The organism is Sphingomonas sp. TREG-RG-20F-R18-01, assembly GCF_022662475.1.
Classification (GTDB): domain Bacteria; phylum Pseudomonadota; class Alphaproteobacteria; order Sphingomonadales; family Sphingomonadaceae; genus Sphingomonas.
In genome coordinates this window covers 105161-130091 of the sequence record NZ_JAKNQQ010000001.1, presented here as the reverse complement: position 1 = coordinate 130091, position 24931 = coordinate 105161, and the positions used below count along the sequence as shown (strand labels likewise).

Here is a 24931-nt window from a genome sequence, read left to right as displayed (position 1 = left end):
CGCGGTGAGTCAGAATGATTTTGACCGTGGAACCGCGGTCGATGCGTTGGCGCTTGCCCGCAAAAACGAACAAGAAATACAGGCGCATGAAGATGTCTGCGCTGAACGATATCGTGGCATCGGCGCCGAAATGAAGAACATCAGCGATCAGGTCAGTGAGCTGAAAGGTATCTTCAAATGGGCCGGCGGTGCGCTGTTCACGCTGATCTTGGCCGCGTTCGGATTTCTCATCAACCAGACGATGACAGCCAACCAAGCGCTGACGGTGAACCGCGACAGCCAGTTGATCGCACAGCAGCGAATCGAACTGCTGCAGGACACCTTGGCACGGGAACGTCGGGCAAACGGCACAATGCCGGTTCCGGAGACACCGCGGTGACGAATGAATATCTCACATCGCTGCTACCACTGGTCAACGAATCGCAGGCTGCGAAGATCGCGGCCCGGATTGCGCATGGTAATAATTCTGCGGCTGCACGTTCTATCGGCTGTACTGAAGCTATTATTCGTCGCGCAATCAAGGCTGGCGAACGGATGCTCGGTCGCTCGATCAGCGAAGCTGCACCACAGGTGCGCCGATGGCTGCTGACGTCGGCGCAAGACGATACGCCGGTGCATGTAGGTTTCATGGAGAACCTGCGCGCGTATGCTGATGCGGTGGGCGCCACGATCATGGTCGGTGGCTTCACATACCAGAAGGGACTGTTCGAGGATCACGCCAGTCGGACGGCGGTCTTTTCGCAGGCCGTGCATCCCTACATCCAGCATGACAATGTCATGTGCGGCCCGCTGCTGTTCGCTGCGAAAATGAATATCCTGCCGACCGCCGTCCGACCGTTGTCCGGACTCGAGACGTACAGCCGCGGCGCATGGGCAGTGTTCCCCCATGCCAAGACGCAGATGGTGTCGGTTCCCGCGCTACCCGGCGGCAGGCCGGCGCAAGTCATGACGACTGGTGCCTGCACCCTGCCGAATTACATCGAAAAAAAGGCCGGCCTGAAGGCGGATTTCCATCACACGATCGGCGCTGTCATCGTCGAAGTGGACGAATGTGACCGGATATTCTGCCGCCAGCTTCATGCTACGGCCGACGGCAGCTTTCAGGATCTCGACACGATGGTCCGTGGCGGGGAGGTGACCCATGGTCATCGCATTGAAGCGCTGACGCCCGGCGACATTCACATTGAGAAAGCCGACCATGAGGTATTTCTCGCGTCGTTCGGCTACGACATCGTCGAACAGAAAGTGACGAACCGCAGCAGTCTGCTGCACATTCTGCGTCCGCGTCACGTCGCCTGGCATGATCTGTTCGACCATATGGCACGCAACCATCACCGGCGCGGCGACCCGCACTTCGGTGCCGCTATGATCGCCGGTGGCTGCGATCGCGTGGAAGACGGCACGCGAGCGGCTGCCAAGTTCCTGCTCGGTGTGGCAGATGACAGTTTCAAAAGCGTGATCGTTGCGTCGAATCACAACGACGCACTACGTCGCTGGCTGCGCGAGGCAGACCCGCGCATGGACCCGGCAAACGCGCGCTACTGGTGCGAACTGAACGCAGAACTCTACCGGCAGATCGAAGCCGGAAACAATGATTTCGACATCTTCCAGTACGCGATCTGCCGCCATGATCCGAACGGCTTGGTCGACGTCGAATTCGTCCCTCGCAACAGCTCGTACCTGATATGCCAATCGCACGGAGGCATTGAACTCGCCGCGCATGGTGATGAAGGCCCTAATGGGGCTCGCGGTAGCGCCCTCGCGTTGACCCGCGTCGCCGTCCGCATGAACATTGGTCATGCGCACACGCCAGGCTGGCTAGATGGCGTCTGCACGGCCGGATTATCGGCGCTACTCGACCAGGGTTATAACAGCGGGCCAAGCGGGTGGAGTCACACTCACATCATCACATACCCGTCCAGCAAACGGACGCTGGTGACCCTCTGGGATGGGAAGTGGCGCGCATGATCCGCGATGGGTTAGACGCAGTCGATCCGGATACCCGCGGCTGGCTGCCGATTGATCGGGCGCCGCTTGCAACGAATGTCTATTCAGGCTGCGATATCGCAGCGGACCCTATGCGGATCGAAGGCATCACGACGCATGGTCGTATCGTCGAAGCATGGTATTTCGCGGCCGGTGACTATCAGGATCGCTGGTGCGATGTCACCGGCCGCATGTTTTATCGGCTAACGCATTTCAGGTGCACGTCGTCCTAACTGCTCAACCTCCTTGGATACAACGTGCGCCGATGCGCTGGCAGAACCCTACCTCGACGCCTTCATAAATCCCACTTTCGATGATTGCTCGCATCACTGCGCCGAACAGCAGAGGGTTGCGACCTTCGACAGTCGCTGCGATCAGTTCGTCAGCATAGCGCTTTCCCAAGTCACAGGCATCCATGTAACCCGGAGGCCTCTCAGGCAGCCAGTTGCGATCCGTAATGAAACTCATTTGCTCAAACACATTTACTCTCCCGGTATAGCGCTGATATCAGCAAAATTAATGACGATGTCAACCAATTGTTGATACAAGTATTGCAGTATTGGCTAGGCGGAATCTTGCTCCAGCCTGCCGGCGGAATGGCAACAGGGCGCGAACCGGTACCAGATCATACTGGCCGGGTGCTGTTTCGCGTTCCTCGCAATGGCCGAGCAGCGAGACATTCCAGCCTGCCATTGCAAGTTGAAATGCCGCACTGTGTCCGCGATTGATGGTGACCGTCATCATGTTCCGTTTGTTCCCGCTCTGTTCCAACATTGCAACCGTGTAATTTCAGCCGAGTAGGTCGGCGAAGTTTCCACCCAGCAGATCTTCGAATTGGTCGATTCCGAACCGTGCCCGGATATCCGCAGCAAACTGCGCTTCTGCCTCCATCAGGATGCAGTCAAAACCTTCGCGCCGTGCCGCTTCTGCCGTCGTCCCGCTGCCGGCGAACGGGTCGAGGACTGTCCCGTTTGGGGGCGTCACTAGACGGACTAGCCATTGCATGAGGGCGACAGGCTTCACCGTTGGATGCTTCGATCCTGCGCGGTCTGCCTTCGTGGCTTTTGCTTGGTAGAAGACTGGATCTGCGTCGAGCGGGAAGCTGTTGAAGAACCTTGCTGCGCTGCCGGTGTCGCCGTGGTGGACGCTAGCGACACGGTTGAACTCCCCATAGCAGACAGTATTCTCGTCGCCGGTGCGTGATTTCTCCGTGCCCTTTACGGGTGCTGCTGCGCCTGCTTTGGCAGGAAACATCGCGACTACTTCGTCACTGCCGTCATGTAGCAGGTTGGCGGGGTGACGGCCGCCGGGCTGTTGTTCATATACACCTGGTGTCGGCTTCCAGCCGTCATCATTCATACGCCCAAGGGCAGTATTTCTGGTGGCAGTGATCGTTTCATCAGTCGCCACCCGACACCCGTCGATGTTAATCGCGCCGACGCCATGCTTCAGGAGGTTCAGGGCGCCGTTCTTCTCGCTGAACGGCTTCTGGCCGACGAAAATCGGTTCAAGCGCGGGCTTCAGCGCTTGACCACCGTAGGCCCAGCCTTGCCATTGAGCGGCTTCGGGAGAGCCAGCGACCCGCTTACCGGGCTGGTATTCACGTTCGTCTGTCTTCGTCCAGTCGCCGGTAGCATTCTGGTCGGCGCCGGGGATCATGCGCTTGACGGCGTTACCTGTCGGAATGAAACCGGCTTCCGCGCCCAACTCGCGGTCGATCGCCATGGCAGCATTATGCGCCTTCGGGAATCCACTTCCATAGATCCACCCGAGAAACGGATGCATGACGAACCCGCCCATCTCCATGGCGCACGCCTGCCAGTGGCCGGTGCGGGCTGCGGAGAACGCGACGCAGTATCCACCTGGCAGCAGGATGTCATAGATCAGCGCCCAGAACTCAGGATCGCGCTCGATCCCTGTGCCGTCCCACTTTGACCCCATGAAGCCAGCAGATGCACGCTTGAATGCACCATCGCTACCAAACTTCGCTGCGGCAGCATTGTCCTTGCCAAACCGCTTGGTAATCGACGTCATGCCGTACGGCGGATCGCACACGACGCTATGGACGCGCACACCATCGGCGATCAGCCGGCGCAACGTGTCGCGGTTATCGCCTTCGTGAAGGGTGATCATCCGAGCATATCTCCGAAGTCGACCGCGGCGATCGCATCCTCAAGATCAATCTGTGCAGGGTCGCGTGCTGCGGCTTCAGCACGCGGCAGGTCGCGGCGTTTCCGTTCATCCTCGGTCAACACCGACCGCAGTGCTACCACTGGGTCACTGTGAATCGTCGACGAATGGTGGACACCATTGCGATGCCGCACACTGGCGTAACAGCCGTCAGCTTCACGCCACACATGCACCTGACTGCCGGCAGCCACTGCCTCTCGGATCATGTCGTCGATCGACATCAGAGACCGAGCGCGGCTTTATAGGTTTCAAGCAGCATTTCCGCTTCGTCGCGATGATGCTTTTCCATCTTTCGCAGACGAACGATGTTGCGCATAGTCTTCGTATCAAACCCAGTCGACTTGGCCTCTCCGTAAACATCCTTGATGTCATCGGTGATGCCTTTCTTCTCTTCCTCGAGTCGTTCGATGCGTTCTACCAGTAGCCGCAACTGGTCAGCAGCAATAACCTCGCCGCTATTATGCCCAACACCACTCATGACTTTTTCCTTTCGAGTTCTTTCCTTGCGGAATTGATATGTTGCTGGACAGCCTGCGGACTGATGCCGCCGATCTGGTCACCAATTTCGTGCTGCTCGTAACCAAGAGCCCACATCGCGATTGCTGTTCCACGCTGCGGCCGCATCTGCGCTACAGCATCTGCCGCACGCTTCAGGTCGAATGCATCCTCCTGATTCGCTGCAACCGGCAGATCGACGCCGATGAACTCGACATGCTGCACGTTGCCGCCGCGCTTGGACGCTGCCATCCGCTTCATTCCGGCGACGCACTGCTGCCCGAGGATACGGAACATGCGGTGGCGGATCATGGCAGGCCCGACCAGCGTCACCCATTCCCATTGTAGCCACACCTGAAGCAGCGTTTCCTGCAATAGGTCGTCTGCCTCTGGGGCGAAGGGTCGATCCTCAAGCACAAATGCTCGACGACGCAGCATGCCACTGTACTCGCGTACTGCGTCGTCGAACGTCATGCCTTATGCAGCCCAGCCGCAATGTCGCCGGCCAATGCGTCGAATTCTACAGCGCAAAGTCGGCAGTCGTCACCGTGTGGATTGCCAGGCTCAGCAGCCTTCGCACGGTTCATCGCGGCCCGCTGCCGGATAAAGGCGACCACACTTTCGGTTTCATTTTCCATGGTGATTGATCAACCAGATAGTGATTAATGGGTCAAGCGAAAACGGCTCGATCGACAGCAGCGAAGAGGTCCGCCAGGCTGCCGGTATTCCAAATCTCTGGCATCGCGATGCCGTCAAGCTGCCCCTCACTGCTGTGGGCTTCTGACGTCAGCTTGGCCGACGGTCGCACGACGCGGTAGACCGTGCCGCCGGCTGCCAGAATCGCGTCATATTCGTTGCGGAAACGCACGTCGTCGATGACAACGCTGTGGCCGCGCGCCATCAGATCCGCAGCGTTTGCCATGCTGATTTCCATCCATAGATCCTCGCGGATCATCTTGCGACCGAACTCTGTCCCAAGCATCTGCTGGAGGCGTCGCGACGTGATGCCGAGCGTCGGGATGACTTCTTCCTTTCGCGAGCCATAGATACGGCGGTGGACGTCCATTTCCTCCATGCCCATGCCAGTGAGGAGTCCTGCTGCCATCTCCTTCAGCGCAGTGGCGAATGCGACATCTTCGAAATTGTCCTCTGCGCGATAGGTTCGCAGGTATTCAGATACCGTTGATTTCCCCGATCCCATGACGGGGCTGCATAGTCCGATGAGACGCGTCATCCCAACAAATCCTCAAAAGGGTCGCCGAGCAGATCGGCGAACGGTGTCTCTCGGCCGGCCATCCGGTCGAGGTGCGGCAGCGCGGCCGGAACCACGCGTCCTGATTTCTGGTAGGCATCTTCCAACGCCGCGATGACCGTCAAACCGCGACCGTCGGCGAGGTGGATGTGTTCGAAGCCGGTGGGGTGGCGCTTCAGCGTGAATGCCGATGCAGCGAACGCTTTTGACTGCTTTTCAATATGATCGAAGAACACGTTCAGCTTGCCACATTCCCGGTGGAACGGCCCCCAGTCCGGCAGCTTGCGGGCTGCTTCGACAGCGGGGTCGATCCTCCACAGGAATTCGGACTTGGGGTGGTAGGTCATGCCGACACCGGCGCCTTGATGGCGGGGTGCGGGTGATAGTCTTCGATGGTGATGTCCGAAGGCACCAGTTCGAAGATCGTCGGGTAATGCGTTTGCCCGAGTTCGCGGTAACCAATTTCCGACAACCACGGCATTTCGAGCGGCTGCCGGCTTAACTGCTCACGCGCCTGATCGACGTGGTTCGCGTAGAGGTGAACGTCGCCGAAGGTATGCACGAACTCGCCTACCTCCAGCCCGACTTCCCGCGCAATGAGGTGCGTCAGCAGGGCATAGCTGGCGATATTGAAAGGGACGCCCAAAAATACGTCGGCCGATCGTTGGTAAAGCTGGCAGGACAGCTTGCCGTCGGCGACGAAGAACTGAAACAGACAATGGCAGGGCGGGAGCGCCATGTCGTCGATCTCGGTAGGATTCCAGGCTGTAACGATGTGCCGTCGACCGGTCGGATCGTTCTTCAGGCTGTCGATGATCTTGGCGATCTGGTCGATTTCACCATCGCAGCCTGCCCACGAGCGCCACTGTGCGCCGTAAACTGGCCCAAGGTCGCCATTTGCGTCTGCCCATTCATTCCAAATCGTGACACCATGATCGTGGAGATATTTCACGTTCGTATCGCCGCGGAGAAACCACAGCAGTTCGACCACGATCGCCTTCCAGTGGACGCGCTTCGTGGTCAGCAGCGGGAAGCCTTTCGACAGGTCGAACCGGATCTGTCGGCCGAACAAGCCATACGTGCCGCCGTTCCGCCCTTCGCGGTAGGTGCCGTTTTCCAGGCAGTCGCGCAGCAGGTCGAGGTATTGGTGTTCCGGATGGGGGCTCATGCTGCGAACCACGCCGACTTAGCGTCCTTCATGCCAGCGGCAGCGATCCGCTCACAATACTCCAGAAGGCAGACAGGATCGGGGCATCGAGGTGGCTCACCCTTAGTGCCGCTGATATAATTCGACACCTCGATTGCTTTCGCTTCCATCGACGGAAATCGGGTAATGTCGAACGTCAAAATTTCCTTGGATGTGTCGAGACCTTGGCGTCGCGCCCGTTCAACCAGTTCACGGATCTGTGCTCCGCTTGCGACGTAGCGGTCATCGTCGGTAGGATGTGGCGTGATGCCAATGCTCAAGGCCAATTCGACCTTGTAGCCTTCCTGATCTGCTGCACTCATGTCACAGAAACCTTTCACGAATGGCCGACCAGACGGTGCGACCGTTGAAAATTCGCCGCAGGACGTACTGCCGGGCGACGCTGACGATCGTGAATAGCATCACGACGCCGTTCATCGCGGCGAACGACAACACGATCCCGAACAGCGGGTAGATCCACGCTGATGCTAGCAGCGTGATCAGGTACCCGATGGCGGTATTCGTCACGGCTTCCATCATCGAGTCTGCGCGCGATTGAGTAGCGGGTTTGACAATCGACAGGCGAGGGTAGTCGCCTGAGATGTTGATGCCTTTCGACGCGTCGCGGTATTGCTGTAAGATTGCTTCATACTGTTCGGGGGTCAGGCGTTGACCGGCTTGTAGTATCAGGGGTCGGCTATCACTTTTCATGACCACAGCCCTCCGGTCCAAAGCGTCACGGCCTCAGCGACGGCGCCGGCCGCGATGAACAGGTACAGCTTGACCTGCATCGCGCGATCGAATGGCAGGATGAACGGCTTGCGTGGGTTCCAGGCAGCGTACAACGCAAACTGCGCCAGTGCTGCCAGCCAGATGGCCATCCCGATTTTGGCTACCATTTCCATGCTTGAGCACTCCCGATGAACCATCCAGCAAACAGCGCAGCCGCTATCGTTGTGGGGATCATCACTAAAAGGTTGATGTTGAAGACACTCGAAAGTTCGAATGCTGCCATGCCGATCGCTGCACCGGCATAGAGCGATAAGATCTCGCGTCGCATCAGTATTGCCATCCGATGTAGGCCAACTGCCCTTCGGAGCTCATGCGACCTGCTTCCGGTAAGCCGCGCTATCGTTGCGCGAACGCTTCGGCACGACCGACCGAACCATGCGACCATGGGGTAGGGTGCGAGCAACTACACGAACCGCTTCGGCCTGTGCATCAGCCTGATTCATTCCTGGCTTTGCAATGAGGATGCGAAGCAGTTCGCCAGCCATCGCACCTTCGATCAGTTTGTTAGACATGCGCGTGAAACCAACCTCACGGTTTCGGCCGAACTTTGCACTCCGGGCCAACATACGAGCGCCATATACCTGGGTCATAACGTGGTCTTTCACTAAACAGTTGATAAAAGATTCAGTATTTCTTGCCGCCGACGGCAGCGCGGGCAGCCGGCTGGTGGTCAACGCGCACGGCGTTGAAGGCTCGCTTTTCAGCAATGACGGCATCAATATCGATGCCGTACGAATGAGCAATCGCGTAAATCGTCTTCAGCGCCGTCCAGAGACCTTCTGCGTATCTCTGCAAGTTCCCCTTACGGTGCCCCTCCATCGCGCTGGAAACCTGACAGATGACCAGCAGCAGGCTGCGCGCTGCAGAAAGTTCGGACACAACCAGTTCTTCTGCCGTCTCATAGTTGCAGTCGGCGCCGATGAGATCGAACAGCCGGATCGCAGTATCGGCCAGTTCGACGTCGAACATCGGCAGGTGCGGCAGCTTGTCGTCATCCAGGTCGTTCGAGAAACCGTGGTAGGCTTCGGCGACTTCCGAAACGATCAGCATCATCACTTCGCCACGGTTGCGACCGGTTGCCGGCCACCAGTCAGCGGCTACATTCGACGCGTGGATTTCGCGCGCCATCTCGGTGAACTGTGTCATGGGTGTTCTTCTCCATTTGGAAATCGGGCGCCGCAGCTACAGGCGATTTCGTCGCCCTCACGTCGCCGGTGATGGGTGACAGGGCGAAACTGTCGCAGGCCGCGTTCGGCCTTGGCGCGATTCACCCGCTGCACGTTGCCTGCTCCATGTCGCGGTAGCCGCGGTCGTAAGCGTCCAGTGACGGTGCGCTATGCATATACAGGGCGCGCAGATCCTCGCCGCCGTCTGCATGTTTTTGGCCATCCTGATAGGCTTGGCTGTTTGCCTGCCGACCCCAAGTGAGGGCCCCGAAGCGAAGACTTGCCATGTCGCTGTCTTCGCCAAACGTGTCGTCGTCTGCGAGCGTCATGATGCGTCGCCGCGGGCTGCACAAAGCGCTGCATGGAGCTGCTTGTAGATCTCAAGCGACCCGTCATCGGCAGGCATCGCAGCCAGAAAGTCTTCAGCAGCGGCGCACGCGTCATACAGCTTCTGACTTGCTGCCATGAGAATGCGGTCTTCAGCTTTGGTCGCATAAAGAATGGAAACATTCACTGGCCCACTGACGATGTCGCCATTGACTGAATCTACAAACCACGGTCCCGGCGTCGTGCCTGGCGCGCTCACTGTGACACCGCCCAAGCCAGCGCGGCTTCGATGTCAGCGGTGACCGTGATTCCGGTTTCACGGCTGAATTTCTCCGCGGGCGTTTCTTCTCGCAGCAGGCCCCAGCGCTTTGCGTAGAATGTGGCAGAATCGTCTGATTTGCAGGTGCTGGCAAAATACGCGTTCCGAGCTTCCGCGACATCAGCCGCGCTCAACCGGGGAACGGTTACGTTTACACGGTTGCGGATGAACCACGCATCCTGAACGCATCGATCTGCCCCGTCAGAATACCAGTCGTGGTTTGTCGTCTGCGGATCTGGCACTTCAACGGTGGTACACGTCTCCCGGTCGGAATATGGCTCACGCACTGGTCCAGATCGCAATGTCACCGGAAACACGAAACCGTCCGCCTTACGAACTGCTTCGATCGGCTGTGTCCAGTCGACCATCACAGCACCTCGTCGAGAACGATCAGGCCATGCGCAAGCGTCTCTTCGCTGCACCACTGCCGGCGGCCCTTGTGCTCGACTTCGCGATACGCGCCGAATTTCCCCGAGATGGGTGCGCTGTCGGTTTCACGCCACACTTTGCCGTCGATGAAGTAGCGGTTGGGAGGCATTTCGATTTCTCCGAGTCACCTATTGAGTGATTCGTTGATAGGCGCGTCGGCGCTACGCCGTCAACTGTTTAGTGATTTGTATTTCTCCGGGCCGTATTTCTCTGGGCCGTATTTCTCTGGGTGCGGATCAACGGCGCGACCAGATCGCACGGCAGGGTGCAGCGGGGCTCCAGGTCGACGCGCAGCCGGGCAGGGTGCAGCGGGGCTCCAGGTCGACGCGCAGGCGGGGCAGGGTGCAGCGGGGCTCCAGGTCGACGCGCAGCCGGGCAGGGTGCAGCGGGGCTCCAGGTCGACGCGCAGGCGGGGCAGGGTGCAGCGGGGCTCCAGGTCGACGCGCAGGCGGGCAGGGTGCAGCGGCGCTCCAGGTCGACGCGCAGCCGGGCAGGGTGCAGCGGGGCTCCAGGTCGACGCGCAGGCGGGGCAGGGTGCAGCGGGGCTCCAGGTCGACGCGCAGCCGGGCAGGGTGCAGCGGCGCTCCAGGTCGACGCGCAGGCGCTAATCGGTTATTATCGCGTCATGGAACGGCTTACACATGACGACATTGCCGAGCTGCTAGATGCGATCGACAATCCGCCAGCCCCTACCATGCGCCTAAGCGCAGCGTTCGAACGCGCCAAACCGCTTTACACATCGGCGCGACGTGCAAACGATCCTTTACACATACGAAAAGGGCGCCCGGTTTAGGGGCGCCCGCTGGCATCTCGCAATTTCATCCCGTCACCCCATCGCGATTATCAGGATGACGGCCGCGGCAGTGATCGCGCCGACCCCAAACGTATAGGGTTGCATCCTTTTGCGTGCGGCGGCGCGGCCATCCTTGGTCGACCCCATGAGTCCGATTAGCAGCGCGCCTAGGAATAGCATGAAAAACTGTGTCATTTCTGGCGCTCCTTGCGTTCGGCGAACGTTAGACCGTCGGCCCCGCGCAATGGCCAAGCGGAATCGGACGAGATGCGACGGCGCGGATTGTATGGGGCGGCTTGTGGCGTTGTCATGCGAAATACGCCTTGCCATCGTCGCCGAAATAAACGTCAACCGAGCCGCGCCCCATCTGGTCGACCATGGCGGAAAGGCGTTCGCCAGTTTCCGTTTCGCTGTAACTGCGATCCCTGAAGCCGGCACCATGACCGGCACGTTCCAGGTATAGGTCGGAACCGATGTGTTCAGACGTAAGCGAATTGGTGGCATCAAGCGCCGTGTCGACATCTTCGCGCAGTATCGCCCAAAACGCTTCGCATTCCGCCTTAGCGCGTTCGAACGTCTCATCCGGGCAATCGTAAATCGTGCCGGAGTCGCGTTCCTCGCGATCTTCCATGCATGCCTCATCAAACTCAGTGAGCTGCAAATCCTGCAGCGCGGTGGAAAGGAAACCCATGATCATGGGATTGTGGCGGAATGCTTCAGCGCGTGCGTTCGTCATAGCGTGATTCCTAAACTAATGGTTGATGAATTACTCAGCCGCATCGACGATTGCAGCGCTTACGGCGCTATAGATCGCATCCGCTTCGCTATAGATGCCGGCCGCAATGCGATCGAACATGGTAGCGTCTTCAGCGACTAAACCGTCGCGCTGCGCATCATCGCAGTAAGCGGCGCGATCCAAAGACGATGCGAGCCACTGCAGGCGATCGTTATTATAAACGGGCACGATGCCGTCGACAATCTCGCCACGTTCGTCATCAAAGTCCGCGCCGACTGGCAGCCATGCGATGGCGTCGACCACTTCGCGCGTAAGCCGATAGCTCCAGTCGTTAGGCATCATGTCGCCGTGCGCCATGTGTACGGCATCCGACATCCATTCAGGCGATCCATCGCGGAGGCAATAGAACGTGTCGCCGTTATCGCGCGTCTTAGCCTCGAATGCTGCACTGAATTCGCGCGCCAGCGCTTCGCGGCGCCCCTCTTCATTCAGCCAGAAACCGAAGTCCGAACCATCGCCTTCAGTGTTACCGAAATACATGCCTTCGGGTGCAGCCGCGTCCAAGGCATCCTGCAGCTCTGCGACCATGTCGGAGTCGCCTTCGGTTTCGTCCGCGCCATCGTTGATCAATTCGGCGCGTTCGGTCGCGGCAATTACCAAGGCGCCATGTTCTGCCGCGCATTCAATATCAATGGAACCTAGTTCCGATGCGAACGCCGAAAGCAAGTCAGCCGTGCGAAGCGTACCATGCGAAACCGAACCGATTACGATCTGAACCATTTTACCGTTCCTTCTGAGTAGCGGCCCCGTGCCGCTTGGTGTGAATAAACCTTAGTCGCGACTCGCGTGTCTAGTCAACCGTTTGTTGATTAAACAGTGCAAAAATATCACGCGCCAGGCTTACGATCGCCACTACGCCAGCCAATCCGATTACAATCATCGGCGAATCCTTATGCATTCGACGCACGCGCCGGTTGATACGTATCGCTTGCCATTGTGCCCGGCGGCGCATGCGGCACCCTGGTAGTGACGCGCGCCCGTTTTTAGAGCTGCAGTGCGATCGGCGTTATGGGGGCGGCCGCGGGGCTTCATGCTGCACCGCCGACGCGTTCCAAGTATTCGCCAGCCTTTGAGCTGTAGAACCTAACCGGCGTCCCGTCGCTCAATCCCTGCCACAAGTCATGTGCAGGCTTATCGCCCGGCCATCCGGCATAGGCTCCGCGCATGAAAGCGCGATAACGCGAATAATCCAACGACTCCCGCGCCAATTGCTTAACCGACTTCTGCAGACGTTCCGTCATCATATCCTGTGACATCTTGGAAGCACCCTTCCACCATTTGGCGGGCAAGTTCTGCGCGCATTCTTTCCGCTCGATTGCGTCTGCAATGAAGTGGCGGATATGTGCAGCCGTGGCGCGACGTTCCGGAGTAAGGGACCATAGAGCGCTCATCGTGCTGACTCCCGTGCAGCCGCGCGGTGCTGCGGCGTGATCTTTTTATAAACTACCAATTCCACCGCATCCGGGTCGCTCGCGTCGGAATAGATGCCGGTCAGCTCGCGCAGCAATTCCGCGTGTTCCTCGCGCTTTGCGGGGATAGTGTCACGATACCATGCATAGCAGGCGCCACCATGTTGACCAACGTGCGCGTAAACAGTGAGGGGCGTTCCCGGTCCCCATTCGACCGTGGGAAACACTGCCGTTACGTCGTCATTCTCGAACATTGCCTTACCGCGGGGGCGGCGGAAGATCACTGGCAGTTTTTCCATTTCGAATCACTCCTTCGTTGCTGAATAAACCTTAGCGGGATACTGCGCGCAACGTCAACCGTTTGTTGATTGCCATCTCAGATATTCGCGGCCGCAAACGTCTCAATATCTACGCTCTTGCCATCTTCCCAATAGTGGAACGCATCCGCCATCTCTCGGCGATCGCTAATTGCTTCATTCATCGCTTCCAAGTGATCGCGGACTTTCGAGCGCAGCGCGCTGCAGATTGCCGGCGCCGCCACGATACCGCTTTTCATGGCCGTGCGGATGTCGTGGATCAATGCGCGTGCGCTGGCGCGTTCCTGGTCGACCGTATCGGCCATGTCGACGTATCCGGACGCGAGTTGCCACGCCGACGCGTATTCGTATTCCTTTTCAAGCGATTCATAGATCCAATCGGCGAACGCGCGGAGCTGGTCGCGGATAATCTCTTCAGTAGGGTGCGGAACGTAGCAGCCGCTCTTAGCCCAATCGCCTGCCAATGGTTCGCCGTCCGACGTTTCGACATCAACCGACATGGTCCCCGAATGCGAGTAACGGCCGCTTGTCGTTACCGTTGCAGCCAAGCGATAGAACGCGGCACGCTGCACTTTCTGCAATGTATCGGCGATGGCGTGCAATGCGGTGGCAGTGGGAAACTCTGCGCGGATGCGTTTAGCGGCGCCCTTGCTGTAGATGTAGGAACCGGTGAACGACGCGCCGTCACCCTGCGACCAGAAGCCCGAATAGTGGATATCGTTGATGTCGATCCCGATGATTGCGGCCGCTTCGCGCGCCATGTCGTAAACCGACTCATGCCAATCGGACTCGGGAGCGAAGGCTTCAGGGTTGAACGTCATTTCGAATCACTCCTTAGTTGCTGAATAAACCTTAGCGTTAGACTTGGGTTGCCGTCAACCTTTTGTTGAAACTATCTCGCGTTCCGCGTGGGACCGCGTGGGACTGTCACCGGCGCCAGATCGCCCCGCTAGTGTGAGTCCTGCTTTACATCTCTGGGACGCTCTGGGACCGCTTAGGACTGTTACCGCGCTTCGCCGTGTCATGTGTCATGGGACTGATAGGGACCGCGTAGGACTATGTTCTGCAGGATATAGCGTTGCCTTTCGAGCTGTTGAGCGGTCGCATTTCTGCAGCGCTAGGGACGATCTGGGACGCTCTGGGACGTGGCTACGGGTCCCATTTAAACACCCCTGACGGTACCGAGTGGCGCTGAGCCCGTTAATCGCGCCATTTCAAACTACCCTAAGAGCCATACAGGTACTCTGATACCTGTCACCGGATACATACGGTCAGAGTGGAACGGTGGAACGAGATATTCAGCACTCGTTCCACTTCTCGTTCCGGCCTTAGCCCGCAGAAATCCTAGGGTTTCTGGCTACTGGAACAGTGGAACGACTTCTCTATAGAAACTTGTCATACTAGAAGTGCCGATTAAACCTTAGAATTAGGGCTAAAGCCATACCCCTGGTAGGCCCGAAACGGGGGTGCCGCGCGACAGTCTATAGGGAAAACCTCGTTCCACCGTGCCACTCGTTCCACCCCCCTCTGAAACCCGCAGAAAACCTAGGGTTTGCCCGGAACGAGAAGTGGAACGAAACCCGGAACGAGCGGGGTGTTTTGCCGAAAATCGCCGAATCCGTGCAGAATCAGCAAGTTTCTGGGAGGTTTGTTTTGGGTTCGATTCGCCCTAAAAAGGCACGGGCCACAAGTTCCGAAAAACCTGCAGCCCGAGACACACCGACCGAACTAACGGATTAACTCAGTAGGTCACCGAGCCCCATTCGTTCGAATTTACCGGCTTCCCCGCCGCGGCGAAATACGCGCTGTTTGCCGAACCGCGGGAAGCGCATCGACCCGTCGGATTCCCACCCAGGTACCTTCGACATGGCGCGGTTGACGGAGCCCTGCTCCTGCGTTTTGAAGCCCGACAAGTCCTTGCCCATGCAGTCGACCCAGATCATGGCCGTGCAGACCTCCATCCGGTACACAGGGTCACCGTTGGCATCCAGATCGTCGCGCACATCACCGTTGATGACGGGCTGGTCGAGCCATTCGGCGATGCGGCCGGCGAGAACGTCATCCGGACCTTCGATCCTGCGCGATTCCTGGAGCCGTGCGGCAGTGAGGCGCGATTCAGGGTCGGACAGATACAGGGGCAGGGTACCGAACGGTCGCTCGACACGCATGGCGCGGTAAAGCTGCACCGCCTCGGCCCACAACTGGTCGATGTTCCGCTTAAGCAGTTCGGTATCGATCTCTCTGCCGAACGGAAGGTTGCACTGGACCGGCCAGAAGCGGCGGCCACCGGTGTCATCCTTCAGGTACTCCCGGTCATTGGTCGAACCCACGAAGATGCACTGGCGCGGGAACTGACCAGCCCGACGCGCATAGGCCAGTCGCACGCGATCGTTGCGCCGGCTGATGAATGCCTTGATCGCGCGGACGTCGGCACGGCCGAACCCGGTCAGTTCGGGGATCTCCATGATCCATGAGCCCTGCATCAGTTCGACCAGCGACTTCGAATCGTGGAAATCGCCGTCGAGTTCAGCCGACCAGTTGCAGCCAAGCACCTCAATCAGCGTCGACTTGCGCTTACCCTGCAGACCCTCAAGGATCGTGGCGAAATCGAACTTGTGGCCGGGTTCGAAGATGCGCGTCACGGCTGCCGTCATCATCAATCTGGCGACATCGCGGTGGTAGCGGTCATCGGTCGCACCGACATAGTCGACCCACAAGCCATCGACGCGTGACACGCCATCCCATTTGAGCGCGAGCAGGTATTCCTGGACCGGATGAAAAGCATGATCGTTTGCGGCCAACACGATACCGGCCTTTAGATCGCGATCGCTGACCTTGATGCCGTAACCGCCTTGGGTTTTTGGTGCTTCCAGGATGGTGCGGATCGCGAAGTCGCGGTCGTCTGACCACAGCACGCCGTTTCGCTCATCATCTGCCGGAACATGCCACACGCGACCGGTCAGTTCGCGCGTAGGCTTGGCCTGGTTGGCCCGACGACGGCCGCGCTTACCCGGCGCCGTACGCTGAACCGTCTCTTGCGTAAATTCGTTGATCTGGGCGAGGCCGATCAGACGAGTGTCATTCTTCAGGACTAATTCGACGTTGTGCAGCGTCGGCTTGATGCCACCTTCCTCGTTGATATCCAGCAACGACTGCCACGGGAGTTCATCAGCGGGCGTTTCCTTCATCAGGGACGCGATTGCGTCTTCCATGGCATCGGCTGCGGGTGCCTCGGGATTCCGAGGGACGTCGTCATCATCCAGGTCATCGAGTTCATCCACCCATTCGGATGTTGCCGCGTCGCGCGCCCACTGGCGGATCGAAGCCATGGTAACAGCAGCGCCGCGGTATTTGCCGAATGAACGCCATTTGATCCTGCGCATTTCGCGGATCTGTGCATCGCCGGTAAACTTGGCAGACCGCTTGGTATGCAACAGCCACAGGTCGAAACCTTCCTGCGACCCGCCGAACTGGTGATGCAGCGCCTGGCCGAGCCTGATCCAGTCGTCGTAGTGCAGGTCGCTGACCGGAATGAGATCTAGCTCGCGCTCCATCTGGCCGGGCTTGAAGTCGAGCGGCGGGCGGTCTTCGAATGCGAATTTTTCCGGATCGATCGCGCCAAGCGACTCCACGACGGCAGCCGGGATTTCAGGACAAACGCCGAAGTCGAGCATTTCGAGATCGAACTCGCGCAGCCAGACATAGGGTTTTCCGGTATCCGGATGGATCGAAGGCGGCAGCACGACCTGTTTGCCGGTGCCGAACAGCTCGATTTCCCAATCGAAGTGCCAAGATCCATCGGTGCCGCGGTGTTTGCCGTCGGATGTAGCCAAAATCTTGCTACGGAATGCGCGCGACGTTCCGAAGTAGAGATGGCGCGACTCACCACCTGAACCTGATGCGACACACGGCAGCGCCTCAAGATCGACAGCCGGCAGCAGGGCGCGCAGTGCGTCCCAGGCTTCATCCGCAAGGTCTGCCACACGGATATCCATGTCGAACGCATGGAGATACAGGCCATTTGTCAGAAGCGACGGCTCGCCGAGACGCACGCCAGCGTTGTTGCCATCCCGGTATGACGCGAGCAGGTCGGCCACGGTCTGCACGGGTGCCGTCGACCATTCCTTGCCGATCGGACGCTTGGTTTTTGGATGCAACCAGTGCGTGGCGAAACCGGCCTCGCGCAGGGCAGTAATTTGGGTCTTCATGCGTCGCCACTCCCCGGCGTGGGCGGGCGGGCGATCAATCGAAGGCGTAGAATTCGGTGAAATCGTCGAGAACCGGCGGCTTGCGGCCGTTCTTCTTCAGCGCCGCGACGTTGTTCTCAGCATTGGCGACCTTGCACAGAGCCTTCGCGTTGCGCGGCAGCAGCGTGCCCTTGCGGAGCCATTGATAGACGTTTTCATGGCTGCGAACGGGGTCGAGCGCTGCCCGCAGCGCATGAACGTCGATGGTGAGATCGGGTTCGACTCCAGTGCGCTCGGTCTTTGTAACGTACGCCGGGAGAAATGTGACGAGCGCCTGGTAGAGCGGCGCGGACTTCCAATGTGCCATGTAGAATTTGCTCCGGAGGATGTGTCAGCATCACCCCTACAGCCCGATGATCGCAAAATCAACCAACGCGTGGTTTTTTATCACCATAAGGTTGATAGTGCCGTTCGGTTATGCCTATAAGGCTTCGACTCGCCGCCAACCGCGTCGGGGACCAACAAACCGAGGACATTCGATTTTATGAGCATCGACACGGCAATCGCCGAACTGAACACCAACATTCTGGCACTGGTCGCCGCGCTGAAGGTGACCGGTGAAAATCAGGAACGTCTCATTGCAGGGCAGGGGGCAGCAATCGCCAAGGTCGAAGCGCCAAAGCGTACGCGCCGCACGAAGGAAGAGATCGCAGCAGATGATGCTGCCGCAGCAGCTACCGGCACCGCTTCGACGACCGAAGCTGATACCGGCGCAAAGGCACGTACCGTCAGCGACGAAGAACTGCGCGCGATCGCACCGAAGTATCTCAACGGCACAGTTGACGACGCAACGAAGAAGCGCGAGTTCATGCAGTCGATGATGGCGGAACTCGGCACGTCGAAGCTGTGCGGCCCTGAGTCGAAGCTCGACGCCGATGCTCGCCTGCGCGCGGCATTCTACTTGGAGCGCAAGGCTGAAGGTCTGCCGGTCGACTTCAGCGCTGAATACGACTTTAACGGCGACCCGACGCAGCCCGGCAGCGAGCCGGCCGAAGACGACTTCGGCGTCTGACCCTGTATCCGGCGGCCGCGTGCCGCCGGGTCTCAGGTTGCCACTGGGGGCGTTCCCCCTCCCCGCGCGTCCAGTGGCATCCTGAGATTTTGAAGGGTTAGAATGAGCGAACACGCACCTCTAGGCCCATCTGCTGCAGAAGGCTGGGCGACCTGCGCTGGCTATATTAATGCAAACCGTGGCCTTCCGGATTTTGACAGCAAGCCGGCTGCTGAAGGCACGGCAGCACATATGATTTCGGAATATTGCTTGGCGTTTGGCCTAGATGCAGCCGACTTCATTGGCGCACGTACCAAGGTGGCAGATTGGACATTCGTCTGGACAGATGACGACGCCGACCTGTTGCAGCGCGGGATTGATTATATCCGTGATCTACCGGGTGAGTTTTTCGGTGAGCAGCGTGTTGATATTTCCGATATCACGCTACCAGGTCAGTTCGGCACGCTTGATCGTGCCATATGGGACGGTGATACGATCATCCTGAATGACCTGAAGTGGGGCAGGGGTGTTCCCGTCAGCCCGTTCGAAAACAAGCAACTCATGCTTTATGCGCTGGGGCTCTGGATTAAGCTCGGGCGCCCAGCGATCAAGCGTTTCATTCTGCAGATCGACCAGCCACGTCACGCAGGCGGCGGCGGCACCTGGGAATGCACGCTGGACGATCTGGAGCAGTTCGCCGAGTGGATCGAGCAGCGTGCCATAGCGACAACTGACCCTGACGCGCCGCGGACGGCATCTTTGAAGGGCTGCGTCTGGTGCAAGCGCCGCCGCGTTCGGTATGGCTGCGACACGTTCGACGAATACATGCTCAACGTGCTGGGCCTGACGCCTGATGTACTTGATTTCGACATTATGATCGGATCTGAATTGATGCTCCCGAAAATTCTGAACCCAGAACGCCGTAGCTTCATCCTGAACCATGCCTCGCTGATAAACTCGTGGCTGGAAGAGATGCAGCGGCTTGAACTGGAAGATGCAGAACGCGGCGAACCTATCCCCGACCGAAAGCTGGTACTGGGGAATAAGGAGCGCGCGAAATGGGAGGATGAAGCCTTGGCGGAAGCCAAGGTTCGCGATGTTCTTGGCGACCAAGGTTTCAACAAAAAAGTGAAGACACCAACTCAGGTGTTGAAACTTTTGAAGGATGAACCTACTCGTCAGGAGCCACTGCTTCCGCTCATCAACAACGGTGAGAAGAAGCCAACGGTGGTCCCAGCGGACGACGCTCGCCCCTCAATCGTAACGATCAGCCAGGCGATCGCCGAACTCGACGACCTCTAAACTGCAAAAGGTAACAGGCAACATGGCAACCGACGAAACCAAGCGCGATCCCCGTACCGTATGGCTGAAGCGTGTCCGGCTCAGCTTCACAGAGGCACTGAAGGACAAGCAGAAATCTTCCGACAGCGATGATGCGAAAGAGAAGCATAGCTGCAACGTCATCATCGAACAGGTCGGCGATGATGCCAAGGCTAAGGCAATGGCGCCGATCAATATCAAGACTGCCATCGGCGCGATCGAAGCTGCATCGGAGAAGATGTGGAAGGATAAGGATCGCTGGAAGTCGATTCAGGAGGACGCGCCCAAGCGCATCTGTTTCCGCCGCGGGGAGCGCTTCAAGAACAAGGAAGGCAAAGTCTACGCTGGATATGAAGGCAACTTCGGTCTGACGGCGTCGGGTCCAAGCGCCGGCCAGAAGCGTCCGAAGCTGCTTGACCGCCATAAGCGTGATGTGACCGAGAATGACATTCTCGATGTGATGTATGGTGGCAGTTACGCCGACGTGCTGGTATCGTTCTATGGCACCGATAAGGGATCGTCCGGCGTGTTTGCGTCGATCGAACTGATCCGGTCGCACCAGGAAGGTGAGGCAATGGGCGGCGGTGTCGTGATCAACGACGCTGTACTGGCAGAGATCGATGACCTCGACGATGACATGCCTGCGGCAGACGACTTCGGCGTTTAATTCTACCTTGCGCGGGATGGCTTCGGCTGTCCCGCGTATCAACCGTTTGGTGATAAGACATGATTGGCCCTTGCGTGAAACAGGTCGTAACAGCCACCATCGTCGCCGATGACGGGATGCAGTTCGTCGGTACGAACTATTGCCTGAATGCTCAGCAGACATGTCCCCGTGGCGACCTGCCTAGCGGCGTAGGCTACGAACTGTGCGTGTCGGTCTGCAAACAGACTGCTCATGCTGAAGTGAACGCGATCAAAGCTGCCGGTGACGCGGCGCGCGGGGCGGTTCTGTATCTGCATGGCCACACCTACGCGTGCGCTGACTGTCGCGCCGCCTGCGATACTGCCGGTATCCGGAAGATCGCGGTGTGCTGACATTCGGTAGCGTGTGTTCGGGAATCGAAGCCGCCAGCGTCGCGTGGGAGCGCTACGGGTGGAAGGCTGCATGGTTCGCTGAAGTCGACCGCGCCGCAAGCAATGTGCTGGCGTATCGCTACCCTGACGTCGTGAACCACGGCGACATGACGCTGCTGGCGGCGAAGGTGCTGTCCGGTGAAATTGATGCACCTGACATTCTGGTCGGCGGGACACCCTGCCAGGCATATTCCGTCGCCGGTCGGCGGCAGGGTCTCGCGGATGCGCGCGGCCAGTTGACCCTTTCATATGTGGATCTTGCCGATGCAATCGACCGAGTTCGACTCGCTGCTGGGAGGCCCCCATGCATCGTCGTCTGGGAAAACGTTCCCGGTGTCCTCACCATCAAGGATAACGCGTTCGGCTGCTTCCTTGCTGGTATTGCCGGCGAAGATGATGTCCTCATCCCAGCAGGGAAGAAATGGACAAACGCTGGTGCTGTGTTTGGACCCGAAAGGGCAATCGCATGGCGGACCATCGACGCCCAATTTCTCGGATTGGCCCAACGACGCCGTCGTGTGTTCGTTGTCGCAAGTTCTCGTGAGGGATTCGATCCCGCAGCAGTACTTCTTGAGTTCGAAGGCGTGCGCCGGGATTCTCCGCCGCGCCGAGAAACGGGGGAAGGTCTTACCCATCCCACTGCACCGCGCCTTGTCAGCAGTGGCCGCGGCGTCGAGCGAACCGGAGACACCCGAGGACAAGACCCCGTTGTCGCAGTCATTCGTGCCGGACATGGATTATCAGTGCTGGAAGTGCCACGAGACGAACAGCATGAAGCACGATTGGCCGCACTGCGATTGGTGCGGGGAGGATCAGCGGGAGGCGTTCGGCGACCTGCTGGGGTAGACGCCGACATCGTCTGCATGGCGCACGGTCAAGGTGGCGCAGAGATCAGCGTCGGCGCACGGCCGACGCTGACGTGCAACCATGAAGCGCCAATCATCGCGTTCACCGGCAAGGATTACGGCGGCGACGCGACCAACGATCTGTGCCCAACGTTGCGGAGCATGGGGCACGACGGCAGCCACGCGAACGGCGGCGGTCAGATCAGTGTCGCATATTCAGTATCGCTGCGCGGGCGCGATGGCGGCGGAACTGCCGAACTGGGCGGTGAGGTTGCAGGATGTCTTCGCGCTTCTTCCGGAGGCGGCGACAAGGGTCATGTGCTTCAAGCTGTTTGCGTCACCGGCGACATCACGCACACGCTGAAAGCTGAAGGCTTTGATGCGTCGGAAGACGGCACGGGCAGGGGGCAACCGATTGTCCCAACGTCATGCTACCGAACCACTGGGAACGCAGGCTGTTACGACACCGGCGACGTGACCGGCGCATTGAACACGGCAACCGATCCCAACCACCACATCGTTCGCGTCGAAATGGCAGTCCGCCGCCTGATGCCGGTCGAAACGGAAAGACTCCAAGGCTTCCCCGACAACTGGACGCTGGTGCCGAACGCCAAAGGCAAACCGGCAGCCGACGGGCCCCGATATAAGCAGTGCGGCAACTCAATGGCAGTCGCCGTGATGTCTTGGATAGGCGGTCGCATAAAAAACCATCTCGACGGTCTCGGGCATAACGGTGGCCCGGCGCTGGACGACTTTTCGGATTTGCTCGGATGACATTCGACCCAGAAAAAACACTCATTTCGGATACGGAATGTTACCGGAATTTCTGGAGCATCGGCTTCCGGCGAATGTCGGACGAGAAGACGCTCGCCATGGAGAACAGCGGCCGGAAGCCGTTCGACGAGGCGAAGCGCAACCGCATCGCAGCCCTGATGTCGAACAACACGATCGTCGGGTACAACTTTCTAAATTACGATATGCCGATGGTCGCCGGCGCGTCGTTCGAAGGACTCGACACGGGCGGGCTCAAGCGGCTGAACGATTCGATCATCGTCGGCAATGCAAAGCACTGGCAGCACGAGAACCTGACGATCCCCCGCGGGTGGCAGGAAAACATCGTTGACCTGATGGAGGTTCAGCCGAACGCCCGAGCGTCGCTGAAGACCCTGGCAGGGCGGCTGCATGCACCGCTCATGCAGGATTTACCTTACTCGCCCGACAGCGAACTGTCCGAAGGCGAGATGGACGTGACGATGTCCTACATGGGCAACGATCTGCAGAACACGCATCTGGTCCTCGACGCGCTGATGGACGCGCTCGAAATGCGGCGCGTCATCGGTGAGCAGTTCGGCCTGAATTTCATGTCGAAGTCGGACGCTCAGATGGGCGAGGCGATGATCAAAAAGCGCGTTGAGCAGGTGACCGGCGCTAAAGTTTACAAGGTCGAAACACCAGCGGGCACCACATTCAAATATAACGTGCCGGACTGGATGAAGTTCGAAACGCCGCAGCTCCAAACGCTGCTGGAAAAGATTCGCGCGTCGGACTTCATCGTGAAGGCGAACGGCAAGGTTCAGGCGCCGCAGTGGCTGGAGGACGAATCCAGCCTGACGATCGGCGAAACCGAATACGCGATGGGCATCGGCGGGCTGCATTCGACCGAGAAGAACCGCGCCGTCCACAGCGACGAAAACTTCCAATTGGTCGATTTCGACGTGGCCTCGTACTATCCAGCCATCATTCTGAACGCCGGGCTATACCCGCGCGCGTTGGGCCCGGCGTTCATCGACGTGTACCGCGAAATCCGTGACGAACGCGTGGTGGCGAAGCGCGCAGGCGACAAGACGCGCGACAAGGGGCTCAAGATTGCCCTCAACGGGTCATTCGGGAAGCTGGGTTCCCCGTTCTCGGTTCTGTACGCACCCCATCTGATGATCGCGATCACGCTCGGCGGGCAGTTGGCGCTGCTGATGCTGATCGAGCGCGCGGAAGCAGCCGGCATCCAGGTCGTATCCGGCAACACCGACGGCATCGTGTTCCGCTGCCCGCGCGACGCCGCGGGGCCGATCGTGAAGAACCGGATGCAGGACGGCCTGCTGTCGGAGATCGTCGACCAGTGGGAGCGTGAGACCGGTTTCGAGTTGGAGGCGACCGAATACACGTCGCTCTACAACCAGTCGGTCAACAGCTATTACGCGTTCATGCCCGACGGCAAGGTGAAGGTGAAGGGTGCCGGTTGGACCGGTCGCCATGACAACGATCTCCGTTCGCAGATGATGAAGAACCCCGCGGCAGAAGTCGTCGCGCTGGCGGTGATCGCGTTCATCCGCGACGGCGTGCCGCTGGAAGACACGATTCGCGCGAACCGCGATATCCGCGACTTCGTGACCGTGGTGAATGTGGCAGGCGGCGGGACGTGGCGCGGCGAGTATCTGGGCAAGGTCGTCCGGTATTACTGGTCGACCGACGACGACGAGATTTTCTACAAGACCGCGCACGAGGTGACCGGCAACCACAAGCGTGTGTCGAAGTCCGACGGCGCCCGGCCGCTGATGAACCTGCCGCCTGAGTTTCCTGACGACATCGACTACGATCGCTATCTGCAGGAGGCGCGCGAACGGCTGATGGACATCGGCTTCGATAGGCGTCCGGAAAAGGTTCGGCCGCTTCGTCTGGCGAAGTGGTCGGCGTTTGCCTGGTTCGCGATCGCGGTATGAGAATCAACCAATTGGTGATATAACCGCCAGAAGGAGAACTGCCATGACCGACTGGAATGCAACGGATATGACGTTCATCGACATTTCGATGGAGGCATCGCGCACATACATTTTCCACGATGTCGAACTGACGATCGACAATCCGACTCATCTGCATGTTTCGGAAAGCGGTGGGCATCGCATCCGCACGGCCGACGGTCTCGGGCACTACATCGTTCCCGGTTTCTGCGCGATCGAGTGGATGCCCAAAGAAGGGCAGCCGACTTTCGTCGCGTAA

At 59.0% G+C, this 24931-nt stretch carries 37 protein-coding genes; 10 read left to right on the top strand and 27 right to left on the bottom strand.

The window, feature by feature from the left end; genetic code table 11:
* Positions 1-4 precede the first annotated feature (4 nt).
* Genes L8K25_RS00625 through L8K25_RS00615 form a run of 3 tightly spaced genes read left to right on the top strand, consistent with a single transcriptional unit; the run spans position 5 to position 2219 of the window.
* A complete protein-coding gene (locus L8K25_RS00625; RefSeq protein ID WP_242136995.1) occupies positions 5-379 on the top strand; it encodes a hypothetical protein in 375 nt (124 codons plus the stop codon).
* The gene (locus L8K25_RS00620; protein ID WP_242136994.1) at positions 376-1968 is read left to right on the top strand and encodes a hypothetical protein; all 1593 of its coding nucleotides are present in this window, start codon (positions 376-378) and stop codon (positions 1966-1968) included. The genes L8K25_RS00625 and L8K25_RS00620 overlap by 4 nt, the downstream gene beginning before the upstream one ends.
* The gene (locus tag L8K25_RS00615; RefSeq protein ID WP_242136993.1) at positions 1956-2219 is read left to right on the top strand and encodes a hypothetical protein; all 264 of its coding nucleotides are present in this window, start codon (positions 1956-1958) and stop codon (positions 2217-2219) included. The genes L8K25_RS00620 and L8K25_RS00615 overlap by 13 nt, the downstream gene beginning before the upstream one ends.
* A 4-nt stretch (positions 2220-2223) precedes the next feature.
* Here the strand turns inward: L8K25_RS00615 and L8K25_RS00610 are convergent, their stop codons facing one another.
* From L8K25_RS00610 to L8K25_RS00480, 27 genes are all read right to left on the bottom strand, one after another.
* Entirely contained in the window at positions 2224-2466 is a 243-nt protein-coding gene (locus L8K25_RS00610) for a hypothetical protein (protein ID WP_242136992.1), read from the bottom strand.
* Positions 2467-2514: 48 nt separating this feature from the next.
* Complete coding sequence (locus L8K25_RS00605; protein WP_242136991.1) at positions 2515-2730, bottom strand: hypothetical protein; 216 nt, start codon at positions 2728-2730, stop codon at positions 2515-2517.
* Between the two features lie 45 nt (positions 2731-2775).
* Positions 2776-4119: a site-specific DNA-methyltransferase gene (locus tag L8K25_RS00600; RefSeq protein ID WP_242136990.1), complete on the bottom strand. Its 1344-nt coding sequence runs from the start codon at positions 4117-4119 to the stop codon at positions 2776-2778.
* Positions 4116-4397: a hypothetical protein gene (locus L8K25_RS00595; RefSeq protein WP_242136989.1), complete on the bottom strand. Its 282-nt coding sequence runs from the start codon at positions 4395-4397 to the stop codon at positions 4116-4118. The genes L8K25_RS00600 and L8K25_RS00595 overlap by 4 nt, the downstream gene beginning before the upstream one ends.
* A complete protein-coding gene (locus tag L8K25_RS00590) occupies positions 4397-4654 on the bottom strand; it encodes a DUF2312 domain-containing protein (protein ID WP_242136988.1) in 258 nt (85 codons plus the stop codon). Before L8K25_RS00590 ends, L8K25_RS00595 begins: the two co-directional genes overlap by 1 nt.
* Positions 4651-5145, bottom strand: a complete 495-nt coding sequence (locus L8K25_RS00585) for an ECF-type sigma factor (protein WP_242136987.1) — start codon at positions 5143-5145, stop codon at positions 4651-4653. Before L8K25_RS00585 ends, L8K25_RS00590 begins: the two co-directional genes overlap by 4 nt.
* Before the next feature lie 196 nt (positions 5146-5341).
* Positions 5342-5905 (bottom strand): hypothetical protein, encoded by a 564-nt coding sequence (locus tag L8K25_RS00580; protein ID WP_242136986.1) that lies wholly within the window; start codon positions 5903-5905, stop codon positions 5342-5344.
* Positions 5902-6270: a hypothetical protein gene (locus L8K25_RS00575; RefSeq protein WP_242136985.1), complete on the bottom strand. Its 369-nt coding sequence runs from the start codon at positions 6268-6270 to the stop codon at positions 5902-5904. The genes L8K25_RS00580 and L8K25_RS00575 overlap by 4 nt, the downstream gene beginning before the upstream one ends.
* Positions 6267-7091 carry a thymidylate synthase gene (locus tag L8K25_RS00570; protein WP_242136984.1) on the bottom strand — a complete coding sequence of 275 codons (825 nt, stop codon included), beginning with the start codon at positions 7089-7091 and terminating at the stop codon, positions 6267-6269. Before L8K25_RS00570 ends, L8K25_RS00575 begins: the two co-directional genes overlap by 4 nt.
* A complete protein-coding gene (locus tag L8K25_RS00565; RefSeq protein WP_242136983.1) occupies positions 7088-7432 on the bottom strand; it encodes a hypothetical protein in 345 nt (114 codons plus the stop codon). Before L8K25_RS00565 ends, L8K25_RS00570 begins: the two co-directional genes overlap by 4 nt.
* Position 7433: 1 nt before the next feature.
* The gene (locus L8K25_RS00560; RefSeq protein ID WP_242136982.1) at positions 7434-7820 is read right to left on the bottom strand and encodes a hypothetical protein; all 387 of its coding nucleotides are present in this window, start codon (positions 7818-7820) and stop codon (positions 7434-7436) included.
* A complete protein-coding gene (locus tag L8K25_RS00555) occupies positions 7817-8014 on the bottom strand; it encodes a hypothetical protein (protein ID WP_242136981.1) in 198 nt (65 codons plus the stop codon). Before L8K25_RS00555 ends, L8K25_RS00560 begins: the two co-directional genes overlap by 4 nt.
* On the bottom strand, positions 8002-8169 hold the full coding sequence (locus L8K25_RS00550; protein ID WP_242136980.1) for a hypothetical protein: 168 nt from the start codon (positions 8167-8169) through the stop codon (positions 8002-8004). The genes L8K25_RS00555 and L8K25_RS00550 overlap by 13 nt, the downstream gene beginning before the upstream one ends.
* A gap of 40 nt (positions 8170-8209) precedes the next feature.
* Positions 8210-8491 carry a hypothetical protein gene (locus L8K25_RS00545; RefSeq protein ID WP_242136979.1) on the bottom strand — a complete coding sequence of 94 codons (282 nt, stop codon included), beginning with the start codon at positions 8489-8491 and terminating at the stop codon, positions 8210-8212.
* Positions 8492-8525: 34 nt separating this feature from the next.
* Positions 8526-9047, bottom strand: a complete 522-nt coding sequence (locus L8K25_RS00540; protein WP_242136978.1) for a hypothetical protein — start codon at positions 9045-9047, stop codon at positions 8526-8528.
* Between the two features lie 121 nt (positions 9048-9168).
* Positions 9169-9396, bottom strand: a complete 228-nt coding sequence (locus L8K25_RS00535) for a hypothetical protein (RefSeq protein WP_242136977.1) — start codon at positions 9394-9396, stop codon at positions 9169-9171.
* Entirely contained in the window at positions 9393-9653 is a 261-nt protein-coding gene (locus L8K25_RS00530; protein ID WP_242136976.1) for a hypothetical protein, read from the bottom strand. Before L8K25_RS00530 ends, L8K25_RS00535 begins: the two co-directional genes overlap by 4 nt.
* Complete coding sequence (locus L8K25_RS00525; protein ID WP_242136975.1) at positions 9650-10081, bottom strand: hypothetical protein; 432 nt, start codon at positions 10079-10081, stop codon at positions 9650-9652. Before L8K25_RS00525 ends, L8K25_RS00530 begins: the two co-directional genes overlap by 4 nt.
* Positions 10081-10251, bottom strand: coding sequence for a hypothetical protein (locus L8K25_RS00520; protein ID WP_242136974.1), 171 nt, complete (start codon positions 10249-10251; stop codon positions 10081-10083). Before L8K25_RS00520 ends, L8K25_RS00525 begins: the two co-directional genes overlap by 1 nt.
* Before the next feature lie 717 nt (positions 10252-10968).
* The gene (locus tag L8K25_RS00515; protein ID WP_242136973.1) at positions 10969-11130 is read right to left on the bottom strand and encodes a hypothetical protein; all 162 of its coding nucleotides are present in this window, start codon (positions 11128-11130) and stop codon (positions 10969-10971) included.
* A gap of 112 nt (positions 11131-11242) precedes the next feature.
* Positions 11243-11671 carry a hypothetical protein gene (locus L8K25_RS00510; protein WP_242136972.1) on the bottom strand — a complete coding sequence of 143 codons (429 nt, stop codon included), beginning with the start codon at positions 11669-11671 and terminating at the stop codon, positions 11243-11245.
* A gap of 30 nt (positions 11672-11701) precedes the next feature.
* Positions 11702-12451 (bottom strand): hypothetical protein, encoded by a 750-nt coding sequence (locus L8K25_RS00505; RefSeq protein WP_242136971.1) that lies wholly within the window; start codon positions 12449-12451, stop codon positions 11702-11704.
* Between the two features lie 308 nt (positions 12452-12759).
* Positions 12760-13122: a hypothetical protein gene (locus L8K25_RS00500; protein WP_242136970.1), complete on the bottom strand. Its 363-nt coding sequence runs from the start codon at positions 13120-13122 to the stop codon at positions 12760-12762.
* Positions 13119-13439 carry a hypothetical protein gene (locus tag L8K25_RS00495; RefSeq protein ID WP_242136969.1) on the bottom strand — a complete coding sequence of 107 codons (321 nt, stop codon included), beginning with the start codon at positions 13437-13439 and terminating at the stop codon, positions 13119-13121. Before L8K25_RS00495 ends, L8K25_RS00500 begins: the two co-directional genes overlap by 4 nt.
* A gap of 77 nt (positions 13440-13516) precedes the next feature.
* Complete coding sequence (locus L8K25_RS00490) at positions 13517-14278, bottom strand: hypothetical protein (RefSeq protein WP_242136968.1); 762 nt, start codon at positions 14276-14278, stop codon at positions 13517-13519.
* 915 nt (positions 14279-15193) lie between these two features.
* A complete protein-coding gene (locus L8K25_RS00485; protein ID WP_242136967.1) occupies positions 15194-17665 on the bottom strand; it encodes a VapE domain-containing protein in 2472 nt (823 codons plus the stop codon).
* A gap of 34 nt (positions 17666-17699) precedes the next feature.
* Positions 17700-18011, bottom strand: a complete 312-nt coding sequence (locus L8K25_RS00480; protein ID WP_242136966.1) for a hypothetical protein — start codon at positions 18009-18011, stop codon at positions 17700-17702.
* Between the two features lie 177 nt (positions 18012-18188).
* Between L8K25_RS00480 and L8K25_RS00475 the strand changes: the two genes are divergently transcribed.
* The 7 genes from L8K25_RS00475 (at position 18189) to L8K25_RS00445 (ending at position 24931) form a co-directional block, all read left to right on the top strand.
* Complete coding sequence (locus tag L8K25_RS00475; RefSeq protein ID WP_242136965.1) at positions 18189-18716, top strand: hypothetical protein; 528 nt, start codon at positions 18189-18191, stop codon at positions 18714-18716.
* A 102-nt stretch (positions 18717-18818) separates the two neighbouring features.
* Positions 18819-19997, top strand: a complete 1179-nt coding sequence (locus L8K25_RS00470) for a DUF2800 domain-containing protein (RefSeq protein WP_242136964.1) — start codon at positions 18819-18821, stop codon at positions 19995-19997.
* A 22-nt stretch (positions 19998-20019) separates the two neighbouring features.
* Positions 20020-20682, top strand: a complete 663-nt coding sequence (locus L8K25_RS00465) for an ssDNA-binding protein (protein ID WP_242136963.1) — start codon at positions 20020-20022, stop codon at positions 20680-20682.
* Between the two features lie 74 nt (positions 20683-20756).
* A complete protein-coding gene (locus L8K25_RS00460) occupies positions 20757-21053 on the top strand; it encodes a hypothetical protein (protein WP_242136962.1) in 297 nt (98 codons plus the stop codon).
* On the top strand, positions 21047-22711 hold the full coding sequence (locus L8K25_RS00455; RefSeq protein ID WP_242136961.1) for a DNA cytosine methyltransferase: 1665 nt from the start codon (positions 21047-21049) through the stop codon (positions 22709-22711). The genes L8K25_RS00460 and L8K25_RS00455 overlap by 7 nt, the downstream gene beginning before the upstream one ends.
* Positions 22708-24654 carry a hypothetical protein gene (locus L8K25_RS00450; protein ID WP_242136960.1) on the top strand — a complete coding sequence of 649 codons (1947 nt, stop codon included), beginning with the start codon at positions 22708-22710 and terminating at the stop codon, positions 24652-24654. Before L8K25_RS00455 ends, L8K25_RS00450 begins: the two co-directional genes overlap by 4 nt.
* A 43-nt stretch (positions 24655-24697) precedes the next feature.
* Positions 24698-24931 (top strand): hypothetical protein, encoded by a 234-nt coding sequence (locus L8K25_RS00445; RefSeq protein WP_242136959.1) that lies wholly within the window; start codon positions 24698-24700, stop codon positions 24929-24931.